This is a genomic window from Cellulomonas sp. P2_F12, from assembly GCF_056403775.1.
The window spans coordinates 593,494-614,532 of record NZ_JBFUEV010000001.1; the positions used below are offsets into that span (position 1 = coordinate 593,494).

Annotated in this window: 17 protein-coding genes; 14 read left to right on the forward strand and 3 right to left on the reverse strand. The window is 73.4% G+C overall.

Annotated features, from left to right (window positions below):
* Positions 1–98 precede the first annotated feature (98 nt).
* The 3 genes from glgX to treZ are packed head-to-tail and all read left to right on the forward strand — an operon-like array spanning position 99 to position 6,656.
* A complete protein-coding gene (gene glgX, locus AC1DWH_RS02750) occupies positions 99–2,351 on the forward strand; it encodes a glycogen debranching protein GlgX (RefSeq protein ID WP_477092375.1) in 2,253 nt (750 codons plus the stop codon).
* On the forward strand, positions 2,348–4,864 hold the full coding sequence (gene treY, locus AC1DWH_RS02755; RefSeq protein WP_477092376.1) for a malto-oligosyltrehalose synthase: 2,517 nt from the start codon (positions 2,348–2,350) through the stop codon (positions 4,862–4,864). The genes glgX and treY overlap by 4 nt, the downstream gene beginning before the upstream one ends.
* Before the next feature lie 4 nt (positions 4,865–4,868).
* A complete protein-coding gene (gene treZ / locus AC1DWH_RS02760; protein WP_477092377.1) occupies positions 4,869–6,656 on the forward strand; it encodes a malto-oligosyltrehalose trehalohydrolase in 1,788 nt (595 codons plus the stop codon).
* A gap of 10 nt (positions 6,657–6,666) precedes the next feature.
* Here the strand turns inward: treZ and zapE are convergent, their stop codons facing one another.
* A complete protein-coding gene (gene zapE, locus AC1DWH_RS02765; protein ID WP_477092378.1) occupies positions 6,667–7,710 on the reverse strand; it encodes a cell division protein ZapE in 1,044 nt (347 codons plus the stop codon).
* 351 nt (positions 7,711–8,061) lie between these two features.
* On the opposite strand from zapE, the gene AC1DWH_RS02770 reads away from it, so the two are divergent.
* Genes AC1DWH_RS02770 through AC1DWH_RS02805 form a run of 8 tightly spaced genes read left to right on the forward strand, consistent with a single transcriptional unit; the run spans position 8,062 to position 15,382 of the window.
* A complete protein-coding gene (locus AC1DWH_RS02770) occupies positions 8,062–9,720 on the forward strand; it encodes a nitrite/sulfite reductase (RefSeq protein WP_477092379.1) in 1,659 nt (552 codons plus the stop codon).
* Positions 9,717–9,875: a hypothetical protein gene (locus AC1DWH_RS02775; RefSeq protein ID WP_456787299.1), complete on the forward strand. Its 159-nt coding sequence runs from the start codon at positions 9,717–9,719 to the stop codon at positions 9,873–9,875. The genes AC1DWH_RS02770 and AC1DWH_RS02775 overlap by 4 nt, the downstream gene beginning before the upstream one ends.
* Positions 9,872–10,561: a phosphoadenylyl-sulfate reductase gene (locus AC1DWH_RS02780; protein WP_456847590.1), complete on the forward strand. Its 690-nt coding sequence runs from the start codon at positions 9,872–9,874 to the stop codon at positions 10,559–10,561. The genes AC1DWH_RS02775 and AC1DWH_RS02780 overlap by 4 nt, the downstream gene beginning before the upstream one ends.
* Positions 10,558–11,463 carry a sulfate adenylyltransferase subunit CysD gene (cysD, locus tag AC1DWH_RS02785; protein ID WP_477092380.1) on the forward strand — a complete coding sequence of 302 codons (906 nt, stop codon included), beginning with the start codon at positions 10,558–10,560 and terminating at the stop codon, positions 11,461–11,463. The genes AC1DWH_RS02780 and cysD overlap by 4 nt, the downstream gene beginning before the upstream one ends.
* On the forward strand, positions 11,463–12,902 hold the full coding sequence (locus AC1DWH_RS02790; protein ID WP_477092381.1) for a sulfate adenylyltransferase subunit 1: 1,440 nt from the start codon (positions 11,463–11,465) through the stop codon (positions 12,900–12,902). Before cysD ends, AC1DWH_RS02790 begins: the two co-directional genes overlap by 1 nt.
* On the forward strand, positions 12,899–14,095 hold the full coding sequence (gene cobA / locus AC1DWH_RS02795) for a uroporphyrinogen-III C-methyltransferase (protein ID WP_477092382.1): 1,197 nt from the start codon (positions 12,899–12,901) through the stop codon (positions 14,093–14,095). The genes AC1DWH_RS02790 and cobA overlap by 4 nt, the downstream gene beginning before the upstream one ends.
* Positions 14,096–14,105: 10 nt before the next feature.
* Positions 14,106–14,900 carry a dihydrofolate reductase family protein gene (locus AC1DWH_RS02800; RefSeq protein WP_477092383.1) on the forward strand — a complete coding sequence of 265 codons (795 nt, stop codon included), beginning with the start codon at positions 14,106–14,108 and terminating at the stop codon, positions 14,898–14,900.
* Complete coding sequence (locus AC1DWH_RS02805) at positions 14,897–15,382, forward strand: hypothetical protein (protein WP_477092384.1); 486 nt, start codon at positions 14,897–14,899, stop codon at positions 15,380–15,382. The genes AC1DWH_RS02800 and AC1DWH_RS02805 overlap by 4 nt, the downstream gene beginning before the upstream one ends.
* A gap of 47 nt (positions 15,383–15,429) precedes the next feature.
* Here AC1DWH_RS02805 and AC1DWH_RS02810 read toward each other — a convergent pair whose 3' ends face one another.
* Both AC1DWH_RS02810 and gndA read right to left on the reverse strand, forming a co-directional pair.
* A complete protein-coding gene (locus AC1DWH_RS02810) occupies positions 15,430–16,665 on the reverse strand; it encodes a carboxylate--amine ligase (RefSeq protein WP_477092385.1) in 1,236 nt (411 codons plus the stop codon).
* Positions 16,662–18,116, reverse strand: coding sequence for an NADP-dependent phosphogluconate dehydrogenase (gndA, locus tag AC1DWH_RS02815; protein WP_456845844.1), 1,455 nt, complete (start codon positions 18,114–18,116; stop codon positions 16,662–16,664). The genes AC1DWH_RS02810 and gndA overlap by 4 nt, the downstream gene beginning before the upstream one ends.
* 246 nt (positions 18,117–18,362) lie before the next feature.
* Here gndA and AC1DWH_RS02820 point away from each other — a divergent pair, with 246 nt between their 5' ends.
* The 3 genes from AC1DWH_RS02820 to AC1DWH_RS02830 all read left to right on the forward strand — a co-directional run bounded on the left by AC1DWH_RS02820 (position 18,363) and on the right by AC1DWH_RS02830 (position 20,926).
* Positions 18,363–18,947 (forward strand): DUF3000 domain-containing protein, encoded by a 585-nt coding sequence (locus AC1DWH_RS02820; protein WP_477092386.1) that lies wholly within the window; start codon positions 18,363–18,365, stop codon positions 18,945–18,947.
* 69 nt (positions 18,948–19,016) lie between these two features.
* Positions 19,017–19,535 carry a helix-turn-helix transcriptional regulator gene (locus tag AC1DWH_RS02825; protein ID WP_477092387.1) on the forward strand — a complete coding sequence of 173 codons (519 nt, stop codon included), beginning with the start codon at positions 19,017–19,019 and terminating at the stop codon, positions 19,533–19,535.
* A 95-nt stretch (positions 19,536–19,630) separates the two neighbouring features.
* Complete coding sequence (locus AC1DWH_RS02830) at positions 19,631–20,926, forward strand: HRDC domain-containing protein (protein WP_477092388.1); 1,296 nt, start codon at positions 19,631–19,633, stop codon at positions 20,924–20,926.
* The last annotated feature ends 113 nt before the right edge of the window (positions 20,927–21,039 follow it).

Here is a 21,039-nt window from a genome sequence, read left to right on the forward strand (position 1 = left end):
TACGCCCCGGCGCAACGGGTGGCGGTGTGTCGAAGTCCACCCGAGGTTCCTCGTCGCACCACGCGCCAGATGGACGGCTGACTGGCACGCTGGCATGCATGCTGATGTGGCCGGGACGCCCCTACCCGCTGGGCGCCACCTACGACGGGACCGGGACGAACTTCGCCCTGTTCTCGGAGGTGGCCGAACGAGTCGAGCTGTGCCTGTTCGCCGACGACGGCACCGAGTCCCGGGTGAACCTGACCGAGGTCGACGCGTTCGTGTGGCACGGGTTCCTGCCGGCGATCGCCCCCGGGCAGCGCTACGGCTACCGCGTGCACGGTCCGTACGACCCGGCGCAGGGCCAGCGCTGCAACCCGAACAAGCTGCTGCTCGACCCCTACGCCAAGGCGATCGACGGACAGATCGACGGCGACCCCTCGCTGTACTCGTACCGGTTCGACGCGCCAGACGCGCGCAACGACGACGACTCCGCCGGCCACACGATGACCTCCGTCGTCATCAACCCGTACTTCGACTGGGGCCACGACCGCCCGCCGCAGCACGAGTACCACGAGTCGGTCATCTACGAGGCGCACGTGCGCGGCCTGACGATGCAGCACCCGGCCGTCCCCGAGGAGCTCCGCGGCACCTACGCCGGCATGGCGCACCCCGCGGTCATCGAGCACCTCACGTCGCTCGGCGTGACGGCCGTCGAGCTCATGCCCGTGCACCAGTTCGTCAACGACCCGTCGCTGGTCGAGAAGGGCCTGTCGAACTACTGGGGCTACAACACCATCGGGTTCTTCGCCCCGCACAACGGCTACGCCGCGTTCCAGCACGCCGGCCAGCAGGTGCAGGAGTTCAAGGCGATGGTCAAGGAGCTGCACGCCGCCGACATCGAGGTCATCCTCGACGTGGTCTACAACCACACCGCCGAGGGCAACCACATGGGCCCGACGCTGAGCTTCCGGGGCCTGGACAACGCCAACTACTACCGGCTCGTCGACGAGGACCAGGCGCACTACTTCGACACCACGGGCACCGGGAACTCTCTGCTCATGCGGTCGCCGCACGTGCTGCAGCTGATCATGGACTCGCTGCGCTACTGGGTTCTGGAGATGCACGTCGACGGCTTCCGCTTCGACCTGGCGGCCACGCTCGCCCGGCAGTTCCACGAGGTCGACCGCCTGTCCGCGTTCTTCGACCTCGTGCACCAGGACCCGGTGGTCTCGCAGGTCAAGCTCATCGCCGAGCCCTGGGACGTCGGCGACGGCGGCTACCAGGTGGGCGGGTTCCCCCCGCTGTGGTCGGAGTGGAACGGCAAGTACCGCGACACGGTCCGGGACTTCTGGCGCGGCGAGCCGTCGACGCTCGGCGAGTTCGCCAGCCGCCTGTCGGGGTCCTCGGACCTGTACGAGCACACCGGCCGGCGCCCGATCGCGAGCGTGAACTTCTTCACCGCGCACGACGGCTTCACGCTCACGGACCTCGTGTCCTACAACGAGAAGCACAACGAGGCGAACGGCGAGGGCAACAACGACGGCGAGAGCCACAACCGGTCCTGGAACTGCGGCGTGGAGGGACCCACGGACGACCCCGCGATCACCGCTCTGCGCGCGCGTCAGCGCCGGAACTTCCTCACCACGCTGCTCCTCTCGCAGGGCGTCCCGATGATCGCCCACGGCGACGAGCTGGGCCGCACCCAGCAGGGCAACAACAACGTCTACTGCCAGGACAGCCCGCTCTCCTGGGTCGACTGGGACCTCAACCAGGACAAGACCGACCTGCTGGAGTTCACTCGTCGGCTCGTGCGGCTCCGTCAGGACCACCCCGTGTTCCGACGCCGTCGCTTCTTCGCCGGCCAGCCCGACCTCTCGGACCAGTCCGACCTCCTGGACCTGGCCTGGCTCGCGCCCGACGGCCACCACATGCGCGACGAGGCCTGGGGTGCGGACCACGCGCGCGCCGTGATGGTGTTCCTCAACGGTGACGCGATCGCCGAGCCCGACCTGCGCGGCCAGGAGATCGTGGACGACAGCTTCCTCGTCCTGTTCAACGGGCAGCCCGACGCCGCCACGTTCACGCTCCCGCAGAGCCAGTTCGGGGACGTGTGGACGGCGGTCGTGGACACGGACTCGCAGATCGAGGCCGGGAGCACCGTCACGGCGGGCACCACCCTCGAGCTCCGGGAGAAGTCGATCATCGTGTTCACCCGTCCCTCGATCCTCCCGTCGCCGACGTCGTCGGGCATCGGCGCGGTGGCGACGGCGGCGAGCGAGGCGGCCAAGCAGACCAGGGGCCGCAAGCACGCCGAGTCGGCGGACGAGAAGCCGAAGCGACGCACCACCCGGCCGCGCCCGTCCGCATGAGCGACCCGCGCCCGACGCCCACCCGCCGGCTGCCGACGGCGGGCCGGCCCGTGCCGACGTCGACCTACCGGGTCCAGCTGGGCGAGGACCTCACGCTCGACGACGTCGCGGGGCGGGTGCCGTACCTGGCGTCGCTCGGCGTGACGCATGTGTACCTGTCGCCGATCCTGCGCGCCGCGCCCGGCTCCACCCACGGGTACGACGTCGTCGACCACGACGAGATCGCGCCGTCGCTGGGCGGGCTGCCCGCGTTGCGCCGGCTGGCCGACGTCGCCCACGACGCGGGCCTCGGCCTGGTGCTCGACATCGTGCCCAACCACATGGCCGTGCCCACGCCGGTCTGGCACAACCGCGCCCTGTGGTCGGTGCTCGCCGAGGGCCCGGACTCCCCCTACGCCGACTGGTTCGACGTGGACTGGTCCGCCGGCGACGGCGCCGTCCTGATGCCGGTGCTGGGCGACCGGATCGGGGCCGTCCTGGGGCGCGACGAGCTGCAGCTCGACGAGGTCGAGATCGAGGGCGACGGCGAGGGCACCCGGACCGTGCTGCGGTACCACGACCACGTCTTCCCCGTCCGGCCCGGCACCGAGTCCCTGCCGCTCGGCGAGCTGGTCGAGCGCCAGCACTATCGCCTGGCGTACTGGCGGGTCGCCGACGAGGAGCTCAACTACCGGCGGTTCTTCGACGTCGGCACCCTGCTGGCCGTCCGCGTCGAGGACCCCGCGGTGTTCGACGCCACGCACGCGCTCGTGCTGTCGCTGCTGGCCGACGGGACCATCGACGGGCTGCGGATCGACCACCCGGACGGCCTGGCCGACCCCGCCGGCTACCTGGCGCGGCTGCGGGAGGCGAGCGGCGGAGCCTGGGTGGTCGTCGAGAAGATCCTCGAGGGCGACGAGACGCTCCCGCCCGACTGGGAGACCGCCGGCAGCACCGGGTACGAGGCCCTCTGGCGGATCCAGGAGACGTTCGTCGACCCCGGCGGCGCGGCGGTCCTCGGCGCGGTCATGCACCGGCTCACGGACGACACGTCCGACGCGTTCCCGGCGATCGCCGAGCAGGCCAAGCGGGAGATCGTCGACGGCCCGCTGTACGCGGAGGTGCACCGGCTGACGTCGTTGGCAGCGGACATCTGCCGCGCCGACCTGCGCCTGCGCGACCACACCTGGCGCGCGCTCGAGGACTGCCTCATCGAGCTGCTCGTCGCGTTCGACCGCTACCGCGCCTACGTCGTGCCCGGCGAGACCGTGCACCCCGAGTCGCTCGAGGTGCTGCAGACGGCCGCCGTGCACGCGCGTGCCCGGCTCTCGCCCGAGCGCAGCGCGACCATGGACGTCGTCGTCGACCTGCTGCTCGGCCGCGAGGTGGGCAGCGCCGGGCGCACGCGCGGACCCCGCCGGGACGAGCTGGTGGTCCGGTTCCAGCAGACCTGCGGCGCCGTGATGGCCAAGGGCGTCGAGGACACCGCGTTCTACCGCTGGACCCACCTGACCGGCCTGTGCGAGGTCGGCGGCAACCCGGAGCAGTTCGCGCTGACCCCCACCGACCTGTCCGCGTGGGCCGCCGAGATGCAGGTCTCCGCGCCGCTGGGGATGACGACGCTGTCCACGCACGACACCAAGCGCGGCGAGGACACCCGGTCGCGCCTCGGCGTGCTGAGCGAGCTCCCCCGCGAGTGGTCGGTGCTGGTCGACGCCCTGCGGGCCACCTCGGCCCCCTACCGCAGCGCGCTGCTCGACGGCCGGACCGAGTACCTGCTGTGGCAGACGCTGGCCGGCACGTGGACGGACGAGGGCCCGATCACCGAGGACCGCCTGGTCGAGTACCTCACCAAGGCGATCCGCGAGGCCAAGAACCGGACGACGTGGACCGCTCCCGACGAGGCCTACGAGCGCGCGGTCCTCGACGCCGCGCGGCAGGCGCTCGTCGACCCCGTCGTCGCCAGCCTGCTCGGCGACTGGGAGGTCCGCACGCGGCCCGCGGTCCGGGCCACGACGCTCGGCACCAAGCTCGTCCAGCTCACGCTGCCCGGGATCGCCGACGTCTACCAGGGGACCGAGGTGCCGAACCCGGTGCTCGTGGACCCGGACAACCGCCGGCCCGTCCCGCTCGAGCCGCTGGTGGCCCGGCTCGCCCGGCTCGACGACGGCGCCGGACCGCGGGACCTCGCCGACGAGAAGCTCCTGGTCACGTCCCGGGCGCTGCGCCTGCGCCGGTCGCTGCCGGAGGCGTTCGTCGGACCCGACAGCGGCTTCCTGCCGCTCGCCCACTCCTCCGGGCACTCGCTGACGTACGCGCGCTCCGTGGCCGGCGAGGCCCGGGTCGCCGTCGTCGCCACCCGCCTCGCCGCGTCCGTCGACCGGCTCGGCGGCTGGGCCGACCACACCGTCGCGCTGCCCGACGGCGACTGGCACGACGTCCTCACCGACCGGCCCGTCGCCGGCGGCGTCGTGGACGTCGGTCCCCTGCTCGACCGGCTGCCCGTCGCTCTGCTGGTGCGGGCCGAGGGCTGAGCTCGTGATCCCTCGTGTCTGGGCGCCCGCTGCGGCGCGCGTCGACCTCGTGCTGGGCTCGTCGCGGGTCCCGCTGTCCGCCGAGGACGGCTGGTGGTCCGTCGACCGCGACCTGCCGCACGGCACCGACTACGCGTACTCCGTCGACGGCCGCGACCCGCGCCCGGACCCGCGCAGCGCCTGGCAGCCCGCCGGGGTGCACGGCCCGAGCCGGGTGTTCGACACCTCCCTGTTCGGGTGGACGGACGCGGGGTGGTCCGGGGTCGACGCCCGCGGCCACGTGACGTACGAGCTGCACGTCGGCACCTTCACGCCCGGGGGCACGCTCCTGTCGGCGATCGAGCACCTCGACGAGCTCGCCTCGCTGGGCGTCGACCTGGTCGAGCTCCTGCCGGTCGGGCCGTTCAGCGGCGTGCACGGCTGGGGGTACGACGGCGTCGGCACCTTCGCCGTGCACGAGCCGTACGGCGGGCCGGCGGCCCTGCAGGCGTTCGTCGACGCCGCCCACGCCCGCGGCCTGGGCGTCTGCCTCGACGTCGTGCACAACCACATGGGCCCGTCCGGCAACTACCTCGGGGAGTTCGGCCCGTACTTCACCGACGACCACCAGACGCCGTGGGGCTCCGCGATCAACCTCGACGGCGACGGGTCGCCCGAGGTCCGGCGGTGGGTGTGCGACAGCGTGCTGCGCTGGTTCCGCGACTTCCACGTCGACGCCCTGCGCCTGGACGCCGTGCACGCGCTGATCGACTTCTCGGACCGGCACCTGCTCGCGCAGCTGGCCGACGAGGTCGCCGCGCTGTCCTCCGCCCTGGGTCGCCCGCTGTCCCTGGTCGCCGAGTCCGACCTCAACGACTCCGTGGCGGTGACGCCGACGGCCCTCGGCGGCTGGGGCATGACGGCGCAGTGGGACGACGACGTGCACCACGCCATCCACGCCCTGGTCACCGGTGAGCGGCACGGCTACTACGGCGACTTCGGTGCCCCCGAGACGCTGCACAAGGCGCTGACCAGCGTGTTCGTGCACGACGGCGGCTGGTCGTCCTTCCGCGGCCGCGACTGGGGCCGCCCCGTGCCGCCCGGGACCGACGGCCACCGGTTCGTCGTCGCCGCCTCGACCCACGACCAGGTGGGCAACCGCGCGCTCGGCGACCGCCCGTCCGCCCGCCTCGACCCGGGCCGCCTCGCCGTCGAGGCCGCCCTCGTCCTGCTGTCCCCGTTCAGCCCGTTGCTCTTCATGGGCGAGGAGTGGGGCACCCGGACCCCCTGGCAGTTCTTCACCGACCACCCGGAGCCGTCGCTGGCCGCCGCCGTGCGCGACGGCCGGCGCCGCGAGTTCGGCGGCCACGGCTGGGACGTCCTCTACGGCGGGGACATCGAGGTCCCGGACCCGCAGTCCCCGGCCCCGTTCCGCGGCAGCATCCTCACGCGCGAGGAGCTCGACGACCCTGCCCACCCCGAGCACGCCCGCCTGCGCGACTGGTACCGGGAGCTCATCGCGGTCCGCCGGGCCGTCCCGGACATCGCGTCCGGCGACCTGTCGGCCACCGACCTCGTCTGGGGCGGCGCCTCCGAGCGCGACCAGGAGGACGTGCCGTGGGACGGCTGGATGGTGCTGCACCGCGGGTCCGCACGCGTGGTGATCAACCTGTCCGGCGAGGAGGTCGCCGTCCCGGTGCACACCGACGACCCGCTGGACGTGGTGGCGGCGTGGGACCCGGCCGCCGTCGAGGCGACCCCCGGAGGCGCGCTGGTGCTGACGCCGCCGCGCTCGGTCGTGGTCCTGGCCTGAGCTCGGCGCGTCAGGCGACGAGCGCGGCTCCGTCCGCGGCGAGCGAGCCCAAGCGCGAGAGCGCGCGGTAGTACTTCTTGCGGTACCCGCCGGCGAGCATCTCGGGCGAGAACAGGTCCTTCTCCCCCGCGCCGCCCAGCAGGACGGGCACGTCCCGGTCGTAGAGCCGGTCGACCAGCACGACGAGCCGCAGCGCGACGTCCTGGGTCGGCACGGGCCGCACGCCGGTGAGGGCGACCAGCCCGATGCCGTCGAGGAGGGCGCCGTACCGGCTCGGGTGCACGGTCGACAGGTGCGCGAGCAGGTCGCCGAAGTCGTCGAGCGTCGCGTCGGTGCGCGCGGCGGCCGCGGCGGCCACGGCGTCCTCGGACAGCCCGTCCGCATCGGTCACCACGGACCGGTGCCGGTAGTCGTCGCCGTCGACGCGCAGGACCTCGAACCGGGCCGCGAGCGCCTGGATCTCGCGCAGGAAGTCCTCGGCCGCGAACCGGCCCTCGCCCAGCGAGCCGGGCAGCGTGTTCGACGTGGCCGCGAGCGCCACCCCGCGGTCGGCGAGCTCCCGCAGCAGGCGGGACATGAGGACGGTGTCGCCCGGGTCGTCCAGCTCGAACTCGTCGATGCAGACCAGGCGCCGGGTGGCCAGGGCCTCGACGGTCGGCAGGAAACCGAGGGCGCCGACCAGGTTGGTGTACTCGACGAACGTGCCGTAGGCCGCGTCCGAGACCCCGACCGCGTGCGCGAGCGACGTGAGCAGGTGGGTCTTGCCGACGCCGAAGCCGCCGTCGAGGTAGATCGCCACCGGGGTCGACCTGCCGCGCTTCAGCCACGAACGGGACGGGCCGCGCCGGATCTCCTCGGCCGCGGCGGACAGCCGCGCGACGGCCGCGGCCTGCGACGGGTGCGCGGGGTCCGGTCGGTAGGTGGCGAAGGACTCGTCGGCGAAGTGGCGGGGCGGCACGAGCTCGGCCAGCAGGCGGTCCGGGGGGACGACCGGCCGGCGCTGCGTGAGGCTGGGGGTGCCCGTCGACGCCAGCACGGGGTCCGGGGAGGTCACGATCGAGCAGCCTACGTCGCTCCCGCCGGGCCTCCGAATCACGACCGGATCGGTCCGCTTATCGCGTTCTGGACGCCCGTGCCACATATCGACCCGAACATCTCATGATCCGGACACCCTCTCCCGAGTTCCACGCTCACGTGACAACCTCGTCGGGTGATCGCCCCCCGGTTCCGCCAGTCGTGTCGGTGCATGTGCACCGTCGCCGCGGACCCGTGCGTGTGCTGCTGTCCGCGGAGCAACTGACCCCGCCCCTCGTCCCCCCTCGGGCGCGCGGTCTGCGTCCAGAGAACCGCGTCCCCAGCGGTGGGTGCAGGCGCACGTCCACGTTCTTCCGGAGATAACGCCCCTATGGCGCACACCAGGATCGCCCCGCCCGCTGCTCGTGCCGAGGGTCAGTGGGCGTTCGGCCAGACGGAACCGCTGAACGGCAACGAGCTGTTCAAGCAGCAGGACGACGCCCTCAACGTCCGCCAGCGGATCGAGGACGTCTACTCCCGCGAGGGCTTCGCCAGCATCGCGCCCGAGGACCTGCGCGGACGGATGCGCTGGTGGGGGCTCTACACGCAGCGCAAGCCCGGGATCGACGGCGGCAAGACGGCGACGCTCGAGCCGCACGAGCTGGACGACGAGTTCTTCATGCTCCGCGTCCGCTGCGACGGCGGCGCCCTGAGCCTGCAGCAGCTGCGCACCATCGCGGACATCTCGGTCGAGTTCGGCCGCGGCACCGCGGACGTCACCGACCGGCAGAACATCCAGCTGCACTGGATCCGCATCGAGGACGTCCCGGAGATCTGGCGCCGGCTCGAGGCCGTCGGGCTGAGCACCCAGGAGGCCTGCGGCGACTGCCCGCGCGTCGTCCTCGGGTCCCCCGTCGCGGGCGTCGCGGCCGACGAGATCATCGACGGCACCCCGGCCGTGCGCGCGATCGTCGACAACTACATCGGCGACCCGCGCTTCTCGAACCTCCCGCGCAAGTTCAAGACCGCGATCAGCGGCTCGCCGCACCACGACGTCGCGCACGAGATCAACGACGTCGCGTTCGTCGGCGTGGTGCACCCCGAGCTCGGCCCGGGCTTCGACCTCTGGGTCGGAGGCGGCCTGTCCACCAACCCCAAGCTCGGCGTCCGGCTCGGCGCGTTCGTGACGCTGGAGCAGATCCCCGACGTGTGGGTCGGCGTCGTCAGCATCTTCCGCGACTACGGCTACCGCCGGCTGCGCACCCGTGCCCGCCTGAAGTTCCTGGTGGCCGACTGGGGTCCCGAGCTGTTCCGGCAGGTGCTGGAGGGCGAGTACCTCGGCTTCACGCTGGAGGACGGCCCCGAGCCTCCCCCGCCGCCCACGGGCCGACGCGACCACGTCGGCGTGCACCCGCAGAAGGACGGCAGCTTCTACGTCGGCATGGCGCCCACGGTCGGCCGCATCTCGGGCGAGCTGCTGCAGCAGCTGGCCGATCTCGTCGAGACGGCGGGGTCCGACAAGGTCCGGCTGACCGTCGAGCAGAAGATCGTCGTGCTCGACGTCGCGCCGGCGAAGGTCGACCCGCTGGTCGAGGGGCTCGAGGCGCTGGGTCTCCCGGTCCGGGCGGCGAGCACGTTCCGCCGCGGCACCATGGCGTGCACCGGCATCGAGTTCTGCAAGCTGGCCATCGTCGAGACGAAGGCGCGCGCGACGCACCTGATCGGCGAGCTGGAGGACCGGCTGCCGACGTTCGACCAGCCGATCACCATCAACCTCAACGGCTGCCCCAACTCGTGCGCCCGCATCCAGACGGCCGACATCGGCCTCAAGGGAGCGCTCGCCGGCGGCGAGGACGGCTACCAGGTGCACCTCGGTGGTGGCCTCGGGCTGACCGGCGGGCTCGGCAAGACGCTGCGTGGCCTGCGCGTCCCGGCCGAGGAGCTCCCCGACTACATCGAGCGCGTGACGCGCAAGTTCGACGAGCAGCGCACCGAGGGCGAGCTGTTCGCCCAGTGGGCGCACCGGGCCGACGAGGAGGACCTGCGATGAGCGGAACGTCAGGCGAGCGGGCCGTCCCCTACTACTGCCCGTTCTGCGCCAGCGAGGACCTGTGGCCCGCCGGCGAGACCCACGGCCAGTGGGAGTGCCGCTCCTGCACCCGCGCCTTCGCGCTGAAGTTCGTCGGGCTGGTGGCGCGCTCATGATCACCACCGACCTCCAGCAGCTCGCGGAGCAGGCGGGCCGCGACCTCGACGGTGCCCACCCGGCGGAGATCCTGCGCTGGGCCGCCGAGACGTTCGGCACCGACCTGGTCCTGGCGTCCTCGATGGGCGACGAGGTGCTGGTGCACATCGCCGCCGAGGCCGTGCCGGGCATCGACGTGATCTTCCTGGACACCGGCTACCACTTCGCCGAGACGCTCGGGACGCGCGATTACTACGCCGAGTTCACGGACATCTCACTGCGCACGATCCTGCCGCTGCGCACGGTCGCCGAGCAGGACGCCGAGCACGGCCCGAAGCTGCACGACCGCGACCCGAACCTGTGCTGCGCCCTGCGCAAGGTGGAGCCGCTGGAGCGCGGGCTCGCGCCGTACACCGCCTGGGTCACCGGCATGCGCCGCGAGGACGCCCCGACCCGCACGGACATCGCCGTCGTGGGCTGGGACGCCAAGCGCGGCAAGGTCAAGCTCAACCCGTTGGCCGCGTGGACGCAGGCGGACGTGGACGCCTACGTCGAGGAGCACCAGGTGGTCCTCAACCCCTTGCGCCAGGCGGGCTACGCGTCCATCGGCTGCGCCCCCTGCACGCGTGCCGTCGCCCCCGGCGAGGACGCGCGCGCCGGACGCTGGTCAGGTACCTCCAAGATCGAATGCGGGTTGCACACATGACGGGCACGACCACCCTCACGCAGCTGGACGCCCTGGAGTCCGAGGCCGTCCACGTCATGCGCGAGGTCGCCGGCGAGTTCGAGCGTCCCGTGCTGCTGTTCAGCGGCGGCAAGGACTCGATCGTCATGCTGCACCTGGCCCGCAAGGCGTTCTGGCCGGCCGCCGTGCCGTTCTCGCTGATGCACGTCGACACCGGCCACAACTTCGCCGAGGTCATCGAGTACCGCGACCGGGTCGTGGCCGAGCACGGGCTGCGGCTCGTGGTCGCCAGCGTGCAGGACGCCATCGACGACGGCCGCGTCGCCGAGCGTGCCGACGGCTCGCGCAACGCCCTGCAGACCGTCCCCCTGCTCGACGGCATCACCGCCCACCGGTTCGACGCGGTGTTCGGCGGCGGGCGTCGCGACGAGGAGAAGGCGCGCGCCAAGGAGCGGGTGTTCTCGCTGCGCGACGAGTTCGGCCAGTGGGACCCGCGCCGCCAGCGGCCCGAGCTGTGGGACCTCTACAACGGTCGGCACCGGCCCGGCGAGCACGTGCGCGTCTTCCCGTTGTCCAACTGGACCGAGCTCGACGTGTGGCGCTACATCGAGCGGGAGCAGATCGAGCTGCCCTCGATCTACTACTCCCACCGGCGCGAGGTGTTCCTGCGCGACGGGATGTGGCTGGCGCCCGGGGACTGGGGCGGCCCCCGCCCGACCGAGACGCTGCAGGTCCGCACGGTCCGCTACCGGACGGTCGGGGACATGAGCTGCACCGGCGCGGTCGAGTCCGAGGCGTCGACGATCCCCGAGGTGATCGCCGAGGTCGGTGCCAGCCGCCTCACCGAGCGGGGCGCCACGCGCGCCGACGACCGCGCGTCCGAGGCCGCCATGGAGGACCGCAAGCGCGAGGGCTACTTCTGATGGGCGCCGCGACCAGCCAGCTCGAGCCGACTGAGGAGATCCACCACGTGACCGAGCACGCGACGCGGGACCTGCTGCGCCTGGCCACGGCGGGGTCCGTCGACGACGGCAAGAGCACCCTGATCGGCCGCCTGCTCTACGACACGAAGTCGGTGCTGGCCGACCAGCTGAGCGCCGTCGAGGCCGCCACCCTGGCCCGCGGCGGCGGCGACGTCGACCTGGCGCTGCTGACGGACGGCCTGCGGGCCGAGCGCGAGCAGGGCATCACGATCGACGTGGCGTACCGCTACTTCTCGACCGCCACGCGCGCGTTCGTGCTCGCCGACACCCCCGGGCACGTGCAGTACACCCGGAACATGGTGACCGGCGCCTCGACCGCCGAGCTCGCGATCGTGCTGGTCGACGCCCGCAAGGGCGTGCTCGAGCAGACCCGTCGGCACGCCACGATCACGGCCCTGCTGCGCGTGCCGCACGTGGTGCTCGCGGTGAACAAGATGGACCTGGTCGACTTCGACGAGCCGACGTTCCGCTCGATCGCCGACGAGTTCACGGCGTACGCCCTGAGCCTCGGCATCGAGGACGTGACCGCGGTCCCGCTGTCGGCGCTCGCCGGCGACAACGTGGTGGACCGCTCGACACGGACGCCCTGGTACGACGGCCCGACGCTGCTCGAGCACCTCGAGTCGGTGCCGGTGGGCCGCGACGCGCTCTCCGAGCCGTTCCGGTTCCCCGTGCAGGTGGTCATCCGCCCGCGCACCGCGGAGCACCCTGACTACCGCGGGTACGCGGGCCGGGTCGCGTCCGGGGTGGTGTCGGTCGGCGACGAGGTCACCGTCCTGCCGTCCGGCAAGCGCAGCACGGTCGTCGGGATCGACACGTTCGACGGGCCCCTGACCGAGGCGCACGCGCCCCAGTCGGTGACGCTGCGGCTCGCCGACGACGTCGACGTGGCCCGGGGGGACGTCCTGGTCCCGACCGCCGAGACCGTCGAGGTCGGCTCGGACCTCGAGGGCACCGTGTGCTGGCTGGCCGAGAAGCGCAGCGTCCTGGGTGCTCGCCTGCTGGTCCGGGTGGGCACGCGCACGGTCCGCGCGCTCCTGCGGGAGGTCAACGCGCGGCTGGACGTCGACGCGCTGACGGTCGACGCGTGGGACGGGATCGACACGCGCTACGCGGTCGACGCGACCGACACCTCCTCCGACATCCCGCCGCGCGCCCTCACGCTCAACGCGATCGGGCGGGTCAAGATCCGGCTCGCCGAGCCGATCGTGCTGGACCCGTACGCCACGCACCGGCGGACCGGCGGGTTCCTGCTGGTCGACCCGGCGGACGGCACCACGCTCGCCGCAGGGATGATCGGCCCCACCCTGCTCGACCGGCTCACCCCCGCGCCGTCGGCGCAGGACGACGACGACTGGTTCGCCGGGTCCGGCATATGAGCGCGCCGCAGCACGCCCTGCTGCTCGACGTCCGCGGCCGTCGGGTCGTCGTCGTCGGCGGCGGCCCGGTCGCCGCCCGGCGGGCGACCCGACTGGTCGAGGACGGCGCGGACGTGCTGGTCGTCGCGCCCGCCCTGTGCGAGGACCTCGCGGAGCACGTCGCCGCGGGCCGCGTGACCTGGCGCGCGCGGGACTACCTGTCCACCGATCTCGACGGCGCCTGGCTGGTCCACACGGCGACCGGCGAGCGCGCGGTCGACGACGCCGTCGCGGCCGACGCCGAGGCCTCGCGGCTCTGGTGCGTGCGCGCCGACGACGCGAGCGCCTCGACGGCGTGGACGCCCGCCGTCGCCCGGTCCGGCGACGTCACGGTGGCGGTCGGCGCAGGCGGGGACCCGCGCCGGGCCGCCGCTCTGCGGTCCGCGATCGCGCTCCTGCTCGACACGGGCGCGCTGCCCCTGCGCCACCACCGACCCTCGACGGGCCGCGTGACCCTCGTCGGCGGCGGACCCGGCGACCCCGGGCTCATCACGACCCGCGGCCGGCGTGCCCTCGCCGAGGCCGACGTCGTGGTGGTCGACCGGCTGGCCCCCCGCGCCCTGCTGGCCGAGCTCGACCCCGCGGTCGAGATCATCGAGGCCGGCAAGTCCCCGCACGCGCACACCCTCACGCAGACCGAGATCAACGCGGTGCTCGTCGAGCGCGCCCGCGCCGGACACCGGGTGGTCCGGCTCAAGGGCGGCGACCCGTTCGTGCTCGGCCGCGGCGGCGAGGAGGTGCTCGCGTGCCTCGAGGCCGGGGTGCAGGTCGACGTCGTCCCCGGCGTGACCAGCGCGCTCGCCGTGCCCGCCGCCGCCGGCATCCCTGTCACGCACCGCGGCCTCGCGCGCCAGCTGACCATCCTGTCGGCGCACGACACCGCGCCCGACTGGCCCACGCTCGCCCGCCTCGAGGGCACCCTGGTGCTGCTCATGGGCGTGGCGCAGCTGCCCGGTCACACCCGCGCGCTGCTCGCGCACGGCAAGGACCCGGGCACGCCCGTCGCGATCGTCGAGAACGGGACCCTGCCGTCGCAGCGGACCACCGTCGGCACGCTGGCGGACATCGCGGACCTCGCCCGCGAGCGCGGCGTCGGCAACCCGGCCGTCGTGGTGATCGGCGACGTCGCGGCGCTGGCGGACGTCCTGTCCTAGGTTGGCAGTCGTGCCCGACCTCCCCGCGCTCGACGTCCTGCTCCCCCTCGACGCGACCGTCCGGCACCTGGTTCCGCGCGCCGACGAGGCCGAGCTGCTCGCCCTCTTCGCCGACGTTCCCGCCGCGGGCGTCCACGTGCGGGCCAACATGGTGACCACGCTGGACGGGGCGGCCACGGGCGCGAACCACGTGAGCGGCTCCATCAACGGCCCCGCCGACTTCCGGGTCTTCCGCGTGCTGCGCGCCCTCGCGGACGTCGTGCTCATCGGCGCCGGTACGGCCCGGGGCGAGCGCTACACCGCCCTGGACGTCCCCGAGGAGCTGCGAGAGGCCCGGGCCGCCCTCGGCCTGCCGGAGACCCTCGAGCTCGCTGTGGTCACCGCCTCGGGCGAGCTCCCCCTCGAGCTGCTCGACTCCGAGCGCCCGCCGATCGTGCTCACCACCGGCACCAACCCGTCGCTGGGCGCGCTGCGGGAGCGGATCGGCGCCGACCACGTCGTCGTGGCCGACAGTGGGATCCCGGGTGCCGTCGACCCCCGCGCCGTCGTCGCGGCCCTGGCCGACCGCGGTCTCGTGCGCGTCCTCGCCGAGGGCGGCCCGACCCTCCTGGCCCAGCTGCTCGACGCCGACCTGCTCGACGAGCTCTGCCTGACCTGGAGCCCGCAGCTGGTGGGCGGACCCGCGGGGCGCATCACGCACCTGCCCACCTGGTTCGAGCCGCCGCGCGCGCTGACGCCGCTGCACCTGCTCCACGCGGACGGCGTGCTGCTGGGACGGTGGCGGGTGGCTAGGCTCGGCGCGTGACCGACACGATCATCGTCCTCACGGAGGACACCCTCGCCAGCGCCGACGTCGAGAAGCTGCTCGCCCTGCACGAGGGCGAGACGTACGCGTACCGCGTGCTCGTCCCGGCGGACACGGACCGACCGCTCGTCTCCACGATCATCGACAACCTCAGCCTCGGCGAGCTCAAGGAGGCCTGGCACCGCGCGCTGGGCAAGGAGCCGTCCACGCCCGAGGCGAAGGCGACGGCCGACGAGCAGCTGGCCGGCAGCGTCGCCGCGTTCGTCGCCGCGGGCCGCGAGGCGACCGGCACGGTCGTCGACGACGACCCCCTGCCCGCGCTCAAGGCCGCGGTCGCCGACGGCGACGTGGTCGAGGTCGCCGTGGTGACCTACCCGCACGCCGTCGAGGACACGTTCCACCGCGACTGGGCCTCCCGGGCGCGCGAGGAGCTCCAGGTCCCCGTCCTGCACCTGTACTCGGGCACCAGCGAGATCGGCTGACGGACGACGAAGGGCGGCACCCGCGGGGTGCCGCCCTTCGTCGTGTCCTAGAACCCGGTCTGGGTGACCTCCGGGTACCACCGGCGGAACTTGCGGACCTGGTTGACCAGCGCCATCGCGACGTACAGCCGACGGCGCGGGGAGGCGTCCTTCGCGTACCTCAGCGGGTGCGCCACGGCCTTCGCCTTCACCAGGCGACGCACGCGCGCGTGGAGGTCGGGATCCAGGACGTACCTCAGGAGCAACCGGTGCGGTACGACCGAGTAGAGGATCTCCTTGTCGACGACGACCGGCGGCACCGACCGACCCTCGACCGCGTCCTCGACCACGAACCGCATCGGGTTGGCTCCCGCGGCGGTCACGTAGTAGTTGTTGCGGCCGATCCGCGGGTTGACCTCGAAGAACCGGAACGCCCCGGTGCGCGGGTCCACCTTGACGTCGAAGTTGGCGAACCCGCGGTACCCGGTCGCGGACAGCAGCGTCCGCGCCTGGTCGAGCATCGCGTCGTCGCGCGTGGTGATCATGGCCGCGGGGTTACCCAGCCCGGACGGCGTGTGCTCCTCGAGCAGCACGTGCGCCGAGCAGAGCAGCGTGATCGCCCCGTGCGAGTCCACGTACGCGGTGATCGAGCGCATCTGCGTGTCGTCGCCGGGCACCAGCTCCTGGACGACGAACCGCCCGTGGAAACCGGCACCGCGCAGCGACTCCCAGAGCTGCGCCAGCTCCTCGGGGGTCGCGATCTCGAAGACCTTCTTCTTGCCCTCGAACTCGACGTCCTGGTAGTCGGCGCTGCTGGCCGCCTTCGCGATCAGCGGGTACTCGAGGTCGACCGGGGCGGCCTCCCACGACGAGCCGCCGGAGAACTCCTGCACGATCGTGCGCGGGACCGAGATGCCGAGGTCCGTGCAGATCTCCGCGAACGTCGCCTTGTCGGAGATCCGGTCGAGCAGGTGCTCCGACAGGAACGGGACCACGTAGTACTGCTCGAGCAGCGCGCGGTGCTGCACGACGACCCGGACCAGCCAGTCCGAGTTCGCCATGAGGAGCAGGCGCTTGTCGGGCATCCCCTGCGCGACGGTGACCAGGCGGTCCACCAGCTGGCGGGCGTCGTGGCCGTCGGCGACGATCTCGTGCCGCACGATCTTCGAGTGCGCCACGGGACCGAGCGCCGCCCCGGCGACGACCACCGACGTGACGCCGTAGGCCTCGTGGAACGAGCGGGCCAGGGCGTACACGCCGATGTCGGCGCCGAGGATGACGGGCTGCAGGGCGGTTGTGCTCACGCGGTCTGCTCGGTGCGGTCGCCCGACCACAGCGTGTGGAACGTGCCGTCCTTGTCGGTGCGGCGGTACGTGTGCGCGCCGAAGAAGTCGCGCTGCGCCTGGATCAGGGCCGCGGGCAGCCGCTCCGCACGGACGCCGTCGTAGTACGACAGCGACGACGAGAACGCCGGCGTGGGCACGCCGTGCAGCGCGGCCCCGGACACGATCCGGCGCCAGGACTCGACGCCGTTGCCGACCGCGCCCGTGAAGTACTCGTCGGCCAGCAGCAGCGGCAGGTGCGCGTCGCGCTCGTACGCCTCGGTGATGCGGTTGAGGAAGCGCGCGCGGATGATGCAGCCGCCGCGCCAGATGCGGGCCATGGCGCCCCGGTCGATGTCCCAGCCGAACTCGGCGCTCGCGGCGGCGATCTGGTCGAAGCCCTGCGAGTACGCGACCACCTTGGAGGCGTACAGCGCGAGCCGGACGTCCTCGATGAAGGCGTCGCGGTCGGTGACCTCCCACGGGGTCGTGTGTGCGGGGAGCACGCCCAGCGCGGCCGTCCGCTGCGGGACCGAGCCGGACAGGGCGCGCTCGAACGTCGCCTCCGCGATGCCCGTGATCGGCACGCCGAGGTCGAGGGCGTTCTGCACGGTCCAGCGGCCGGTGCCCTTCTGCTCCGCCTGGTCGAGCACGATGTCGACGAACGCCGACCCGGTCTCGGCGTCGACGTGCTGCAGGACGTCCGCGGTGATCTCGATGAGGAACGACTCGAGGTCGCCCGTGTTCCACTCGGCGAAGATCTGGCCGATCTCCGCGGCCGAGGCACCCAGCCCCTGGCGCAGGAGGTCGTACGCCTCGGCGATGAGCTGCATGTCCGCGTACTCGATGCCGTTGTGCACCATCTTGACGAAGTGGCCGGCGCCGTCGGGGCCGATGTACGTGCAGCAGGGCACCCCGTCGACCTTGGCCGAGATCTTCTCGAGGATCGGGCCGAGCGACTCGTACGACTCCTTGGTGCCGCCAGGCATGATCGACGGGCCCAGCAGCGCACCCTCCTCGCCGCCGGACACGCCGGACCCGACGAAGTGCAGCCCCTTCTCGCGCAGCGCGGCCTCCCGACGGATCGTGTCCGGGAAGTGCGCGTTGCCGGCGTCGACGACGATGTCGCCCTCCTCGAGGAACGGCACCAGCTCGTCGATGACCGCGTCGGTGGGGCCGCCCGCCTTCACCATGACGACGATCTTGCGGGGCCGGGCCAGGGACGCGACGAAGTCCTCGACGGACTCGGACGGCACGAAGGCGCCCTCGTCGCCGTGGTCCGCCACCAGCGACTCGGTCTTGGCGTACGACCGGTTGTGGATGGCCACCGTGTAGCCGTTGCGCGCGAAGTTGCGGGCGAGGTTGCGGCCCATCACCGCCAACCCCGTGACGCCGATCTGCGCGGTTCCGGTGGCAGTTCCTGAGGCGACCATGCGGGAGAGCTCCTTCGATCGACGGCCGGCACGGGCCGCGACCACGACGGCGCGGTGCAGGTGCGGGGCACGTGCAGGCGCAGGTCGGGTGGGGCGACGTCCGGGGGTGCTGGGTGCGCGCGTCAGCCTAGTCCGGTGCGACGGAGACGGGAGCGGCGGGCCGGACATCGAGACGCGGTCCGAGCGTGAACGGGCGGCGGCGTGCCGGACACCCGTTCAGGGCACGCCGTGCGTACGCTCCACCACGTGACACCCGCGGGTCCAGAGGACGTCCCAGTCGAGTTCGTCAGCGCGCTGCGCTCGCTGCGCAAGGTGACGGTCCGCCCGGAGGTGATCCTCGACGAGGTGCCCGGCCCCGCCCGGATCGCCCCGTTCTCGGCCGCGCTCACCGCCGAGGTGCGCACGGCACGCCGGTCGGTCGCGGCCGAGGAGCTGGCGTCGGGCCGGTTCGTCGTCCTCTTCGACCCCGCGGGCCAGGAGGCCTGGGACGGCCACTTCCGCCTGGTGACGCTCGTGCGCGCCACCCTGGAGGCCGAGGTGGGCGCCGACCCGATGCTCGCCGAGGTGGCGTGGACGTGGTTCACCGACGCGCTCGAGGAGTCCGGGCTGGACGCCCACGCGGCCGGCGGGACCGTCACGCGGGTGCTGTCGCAGAGCTTCGGCGCCCTCGAGCGCCGCTCGGAGCAGACCGAGCTCGAGATCCGTGCGTCCTGGACCGCGGCCGACGAGGATCTGGGCCCCCACCTGCAGGCCTGGGGCACGCTGCTGTGCACCGCGGCGGGTCTCGAGCCGCTGCCCGACGGCGTCGTCGCCCTCGGCCCGAGGCGCTGAGCGCAGCTCGCCAGGCTGCGTCAGGCCGTCGACCTCAAGTCCCGAGGCCTCGGTGCCGATGACTGGCACGTGACCATCGAGCCCCTGCGACGAGACCTGGCCCCGGCCCGGAGGCCCGAGCTCAGGCCCGCCGTGCCCAGCTCGCGCACCACCGCACCTCCGTCGACCCAGCAGATGTGCGTCGTCGTGACCGAGGTGGCCGACGGCGACGGCGCTCCCCTGGTCCGTAACCTGCGTCGCCGCGGTGCGCCGCGCGTCGTCGTGCTCACCCGCCGCGCCAGCCGCCCCGAGCTCGCCGTCCTCCTGCAGGGCGGGCTGCGCGGCGTCGTCGCCGGAGCCACGGCACCCAGCCTGCCGCGTGCGGTCGTCGCCGCCGCTCCCCCGCCTCCGCTGCCGGACCTCACCGCCCGGGAGATCAGCGTCCTGCGCCTGGTCGCCGACGGCCGGACCAACCGGCTCATCGGCGAGGAGCTCGGCCTGTCCGCGCTCACCGTCAAGAGCCACCTCGCCCGCATCTCGCGCAAGCTGGGCACGGGCGACCGCGCCGAGCTGGTCGCCATCTCGATCCGCGGCGGCGTCCTGTCCTGAGCCGGGCCGGGCACCCGTCCGAAGCCTGAGCCGAACTGCGCGCCACCCGCGCGGCCTGCACAGATGCGTCCGCGTCGTCGCTTACCGTTGACCACATGCGACCTGAGGCGACCCCCGGCGCCCTGGCCGGGGCATCCGAGCCTGCCGGGACCCCCGAGCCCGACCCGACGGTCGAGGCCGCCCCCGAGGTCGTCATGCTGACCGAGCCGGCCGAGGGCATCCCGCCCGTCGTCGAGACGCCCGAGGCCCTCGCGGCGGTCGTCGCGGCGTTCGGCGCCGGCACCGGACCGGTCGCCGTGGACGCCGAGCGGGCGTCCGGCTACCGCTACGGGCAGCGCACCTACCTGGTCCAGATCCGGCGCGAGGGTGCGGGCACCGCGCTCATCGACCCCATCGCCGTCCCCGACCTCTCCTCGTTGTCCGACGCCCTGGTCGGCGTCGAGTGGGTGCTGCACGCCGCCTCGCAGGACCTGCCCGGGCTGGCCGAGCAGGGGATGCGGCCCAGCCGCGTCTTCGACACCGAGCTGGGCGCCCGGCTGCTGGGCCTCGAGCGGGTCGGGCTGGCCGCCGTCGTGGCGGACGCGCTCGGCCTCGGACTGGCCAAGGAGCACTCGGCGGTCGACTGGTCCACCCGCCCGCTGCCCACCGAGTGGCTCCGGTACGCGGCGCTCGACGTCGAGGTGCTGGTCGAGCTGCGCGAGGTGCTGGCCGAGCGGCTGGCGGTCGCCGGCAAGGCCGAGTGGGCTGCTCAGGAGTTCGAGGCGGTCCGCACGGCTCCCCCGCCGGCGGCCCGGGTCGAGCCGTGGCGCCGGGTGTCGGGGCTGCACGCCATCCGCGACGCCCGCCGGCTCGCCGTGGTCCGCGAGCTCTGGCTCACCCGGGACCAGAACGCCCGGACGCGCGACATCTCGCCCGGCCGCGTCCTGCCCGACCACGCGATCGTCGCGGCGGCCCAGGCGCTCCCCCGGTCGGTCCCCGCGCTCACCGCGCTGCCCGCCTTCGCCGGCAAGGGCACCCGACGCCGCGCCGCGCTCTGGCAGCAAGCCGTCGACCGCGGCCTGGCCACGCCGGACGACCAGCTCCCGTCCGTCCGCGGACCCAAGAGCGACGCCCCGCCGCCGCCCCGCGCCTGGGCGGAGAAGGACCCCGCGGCCGCCGCCCGGCTCGTGGCCGCCCGCGAGGTGGTCACGGACCTGTCGAGCACGCACGACGTGCCCGCCGAGAACCTCCTGCAGCCCGACCTGCTCCGGCGGCTGTGCTGGACCCCACCCGAGACGCTCGACGCCGACGGGATCGGGGAGTTCCTGCGGGCCGGGGGCGCGCGGCCGTGGCAGATCGAGCTCGTCGCGCAGCGGCTCGCCGACGCGTTCGAGGCTCTGCCCGGCGACTGAACGCCGGTGTTACTCTTCGGTAACTTACGGCTGGCACGACCGGGACCACCCCGGTAGCGTCGGCCGTCGCGGGCCCGCTGTCGCGGAGCCTGTCGGACACTGCCGTCCCGCCT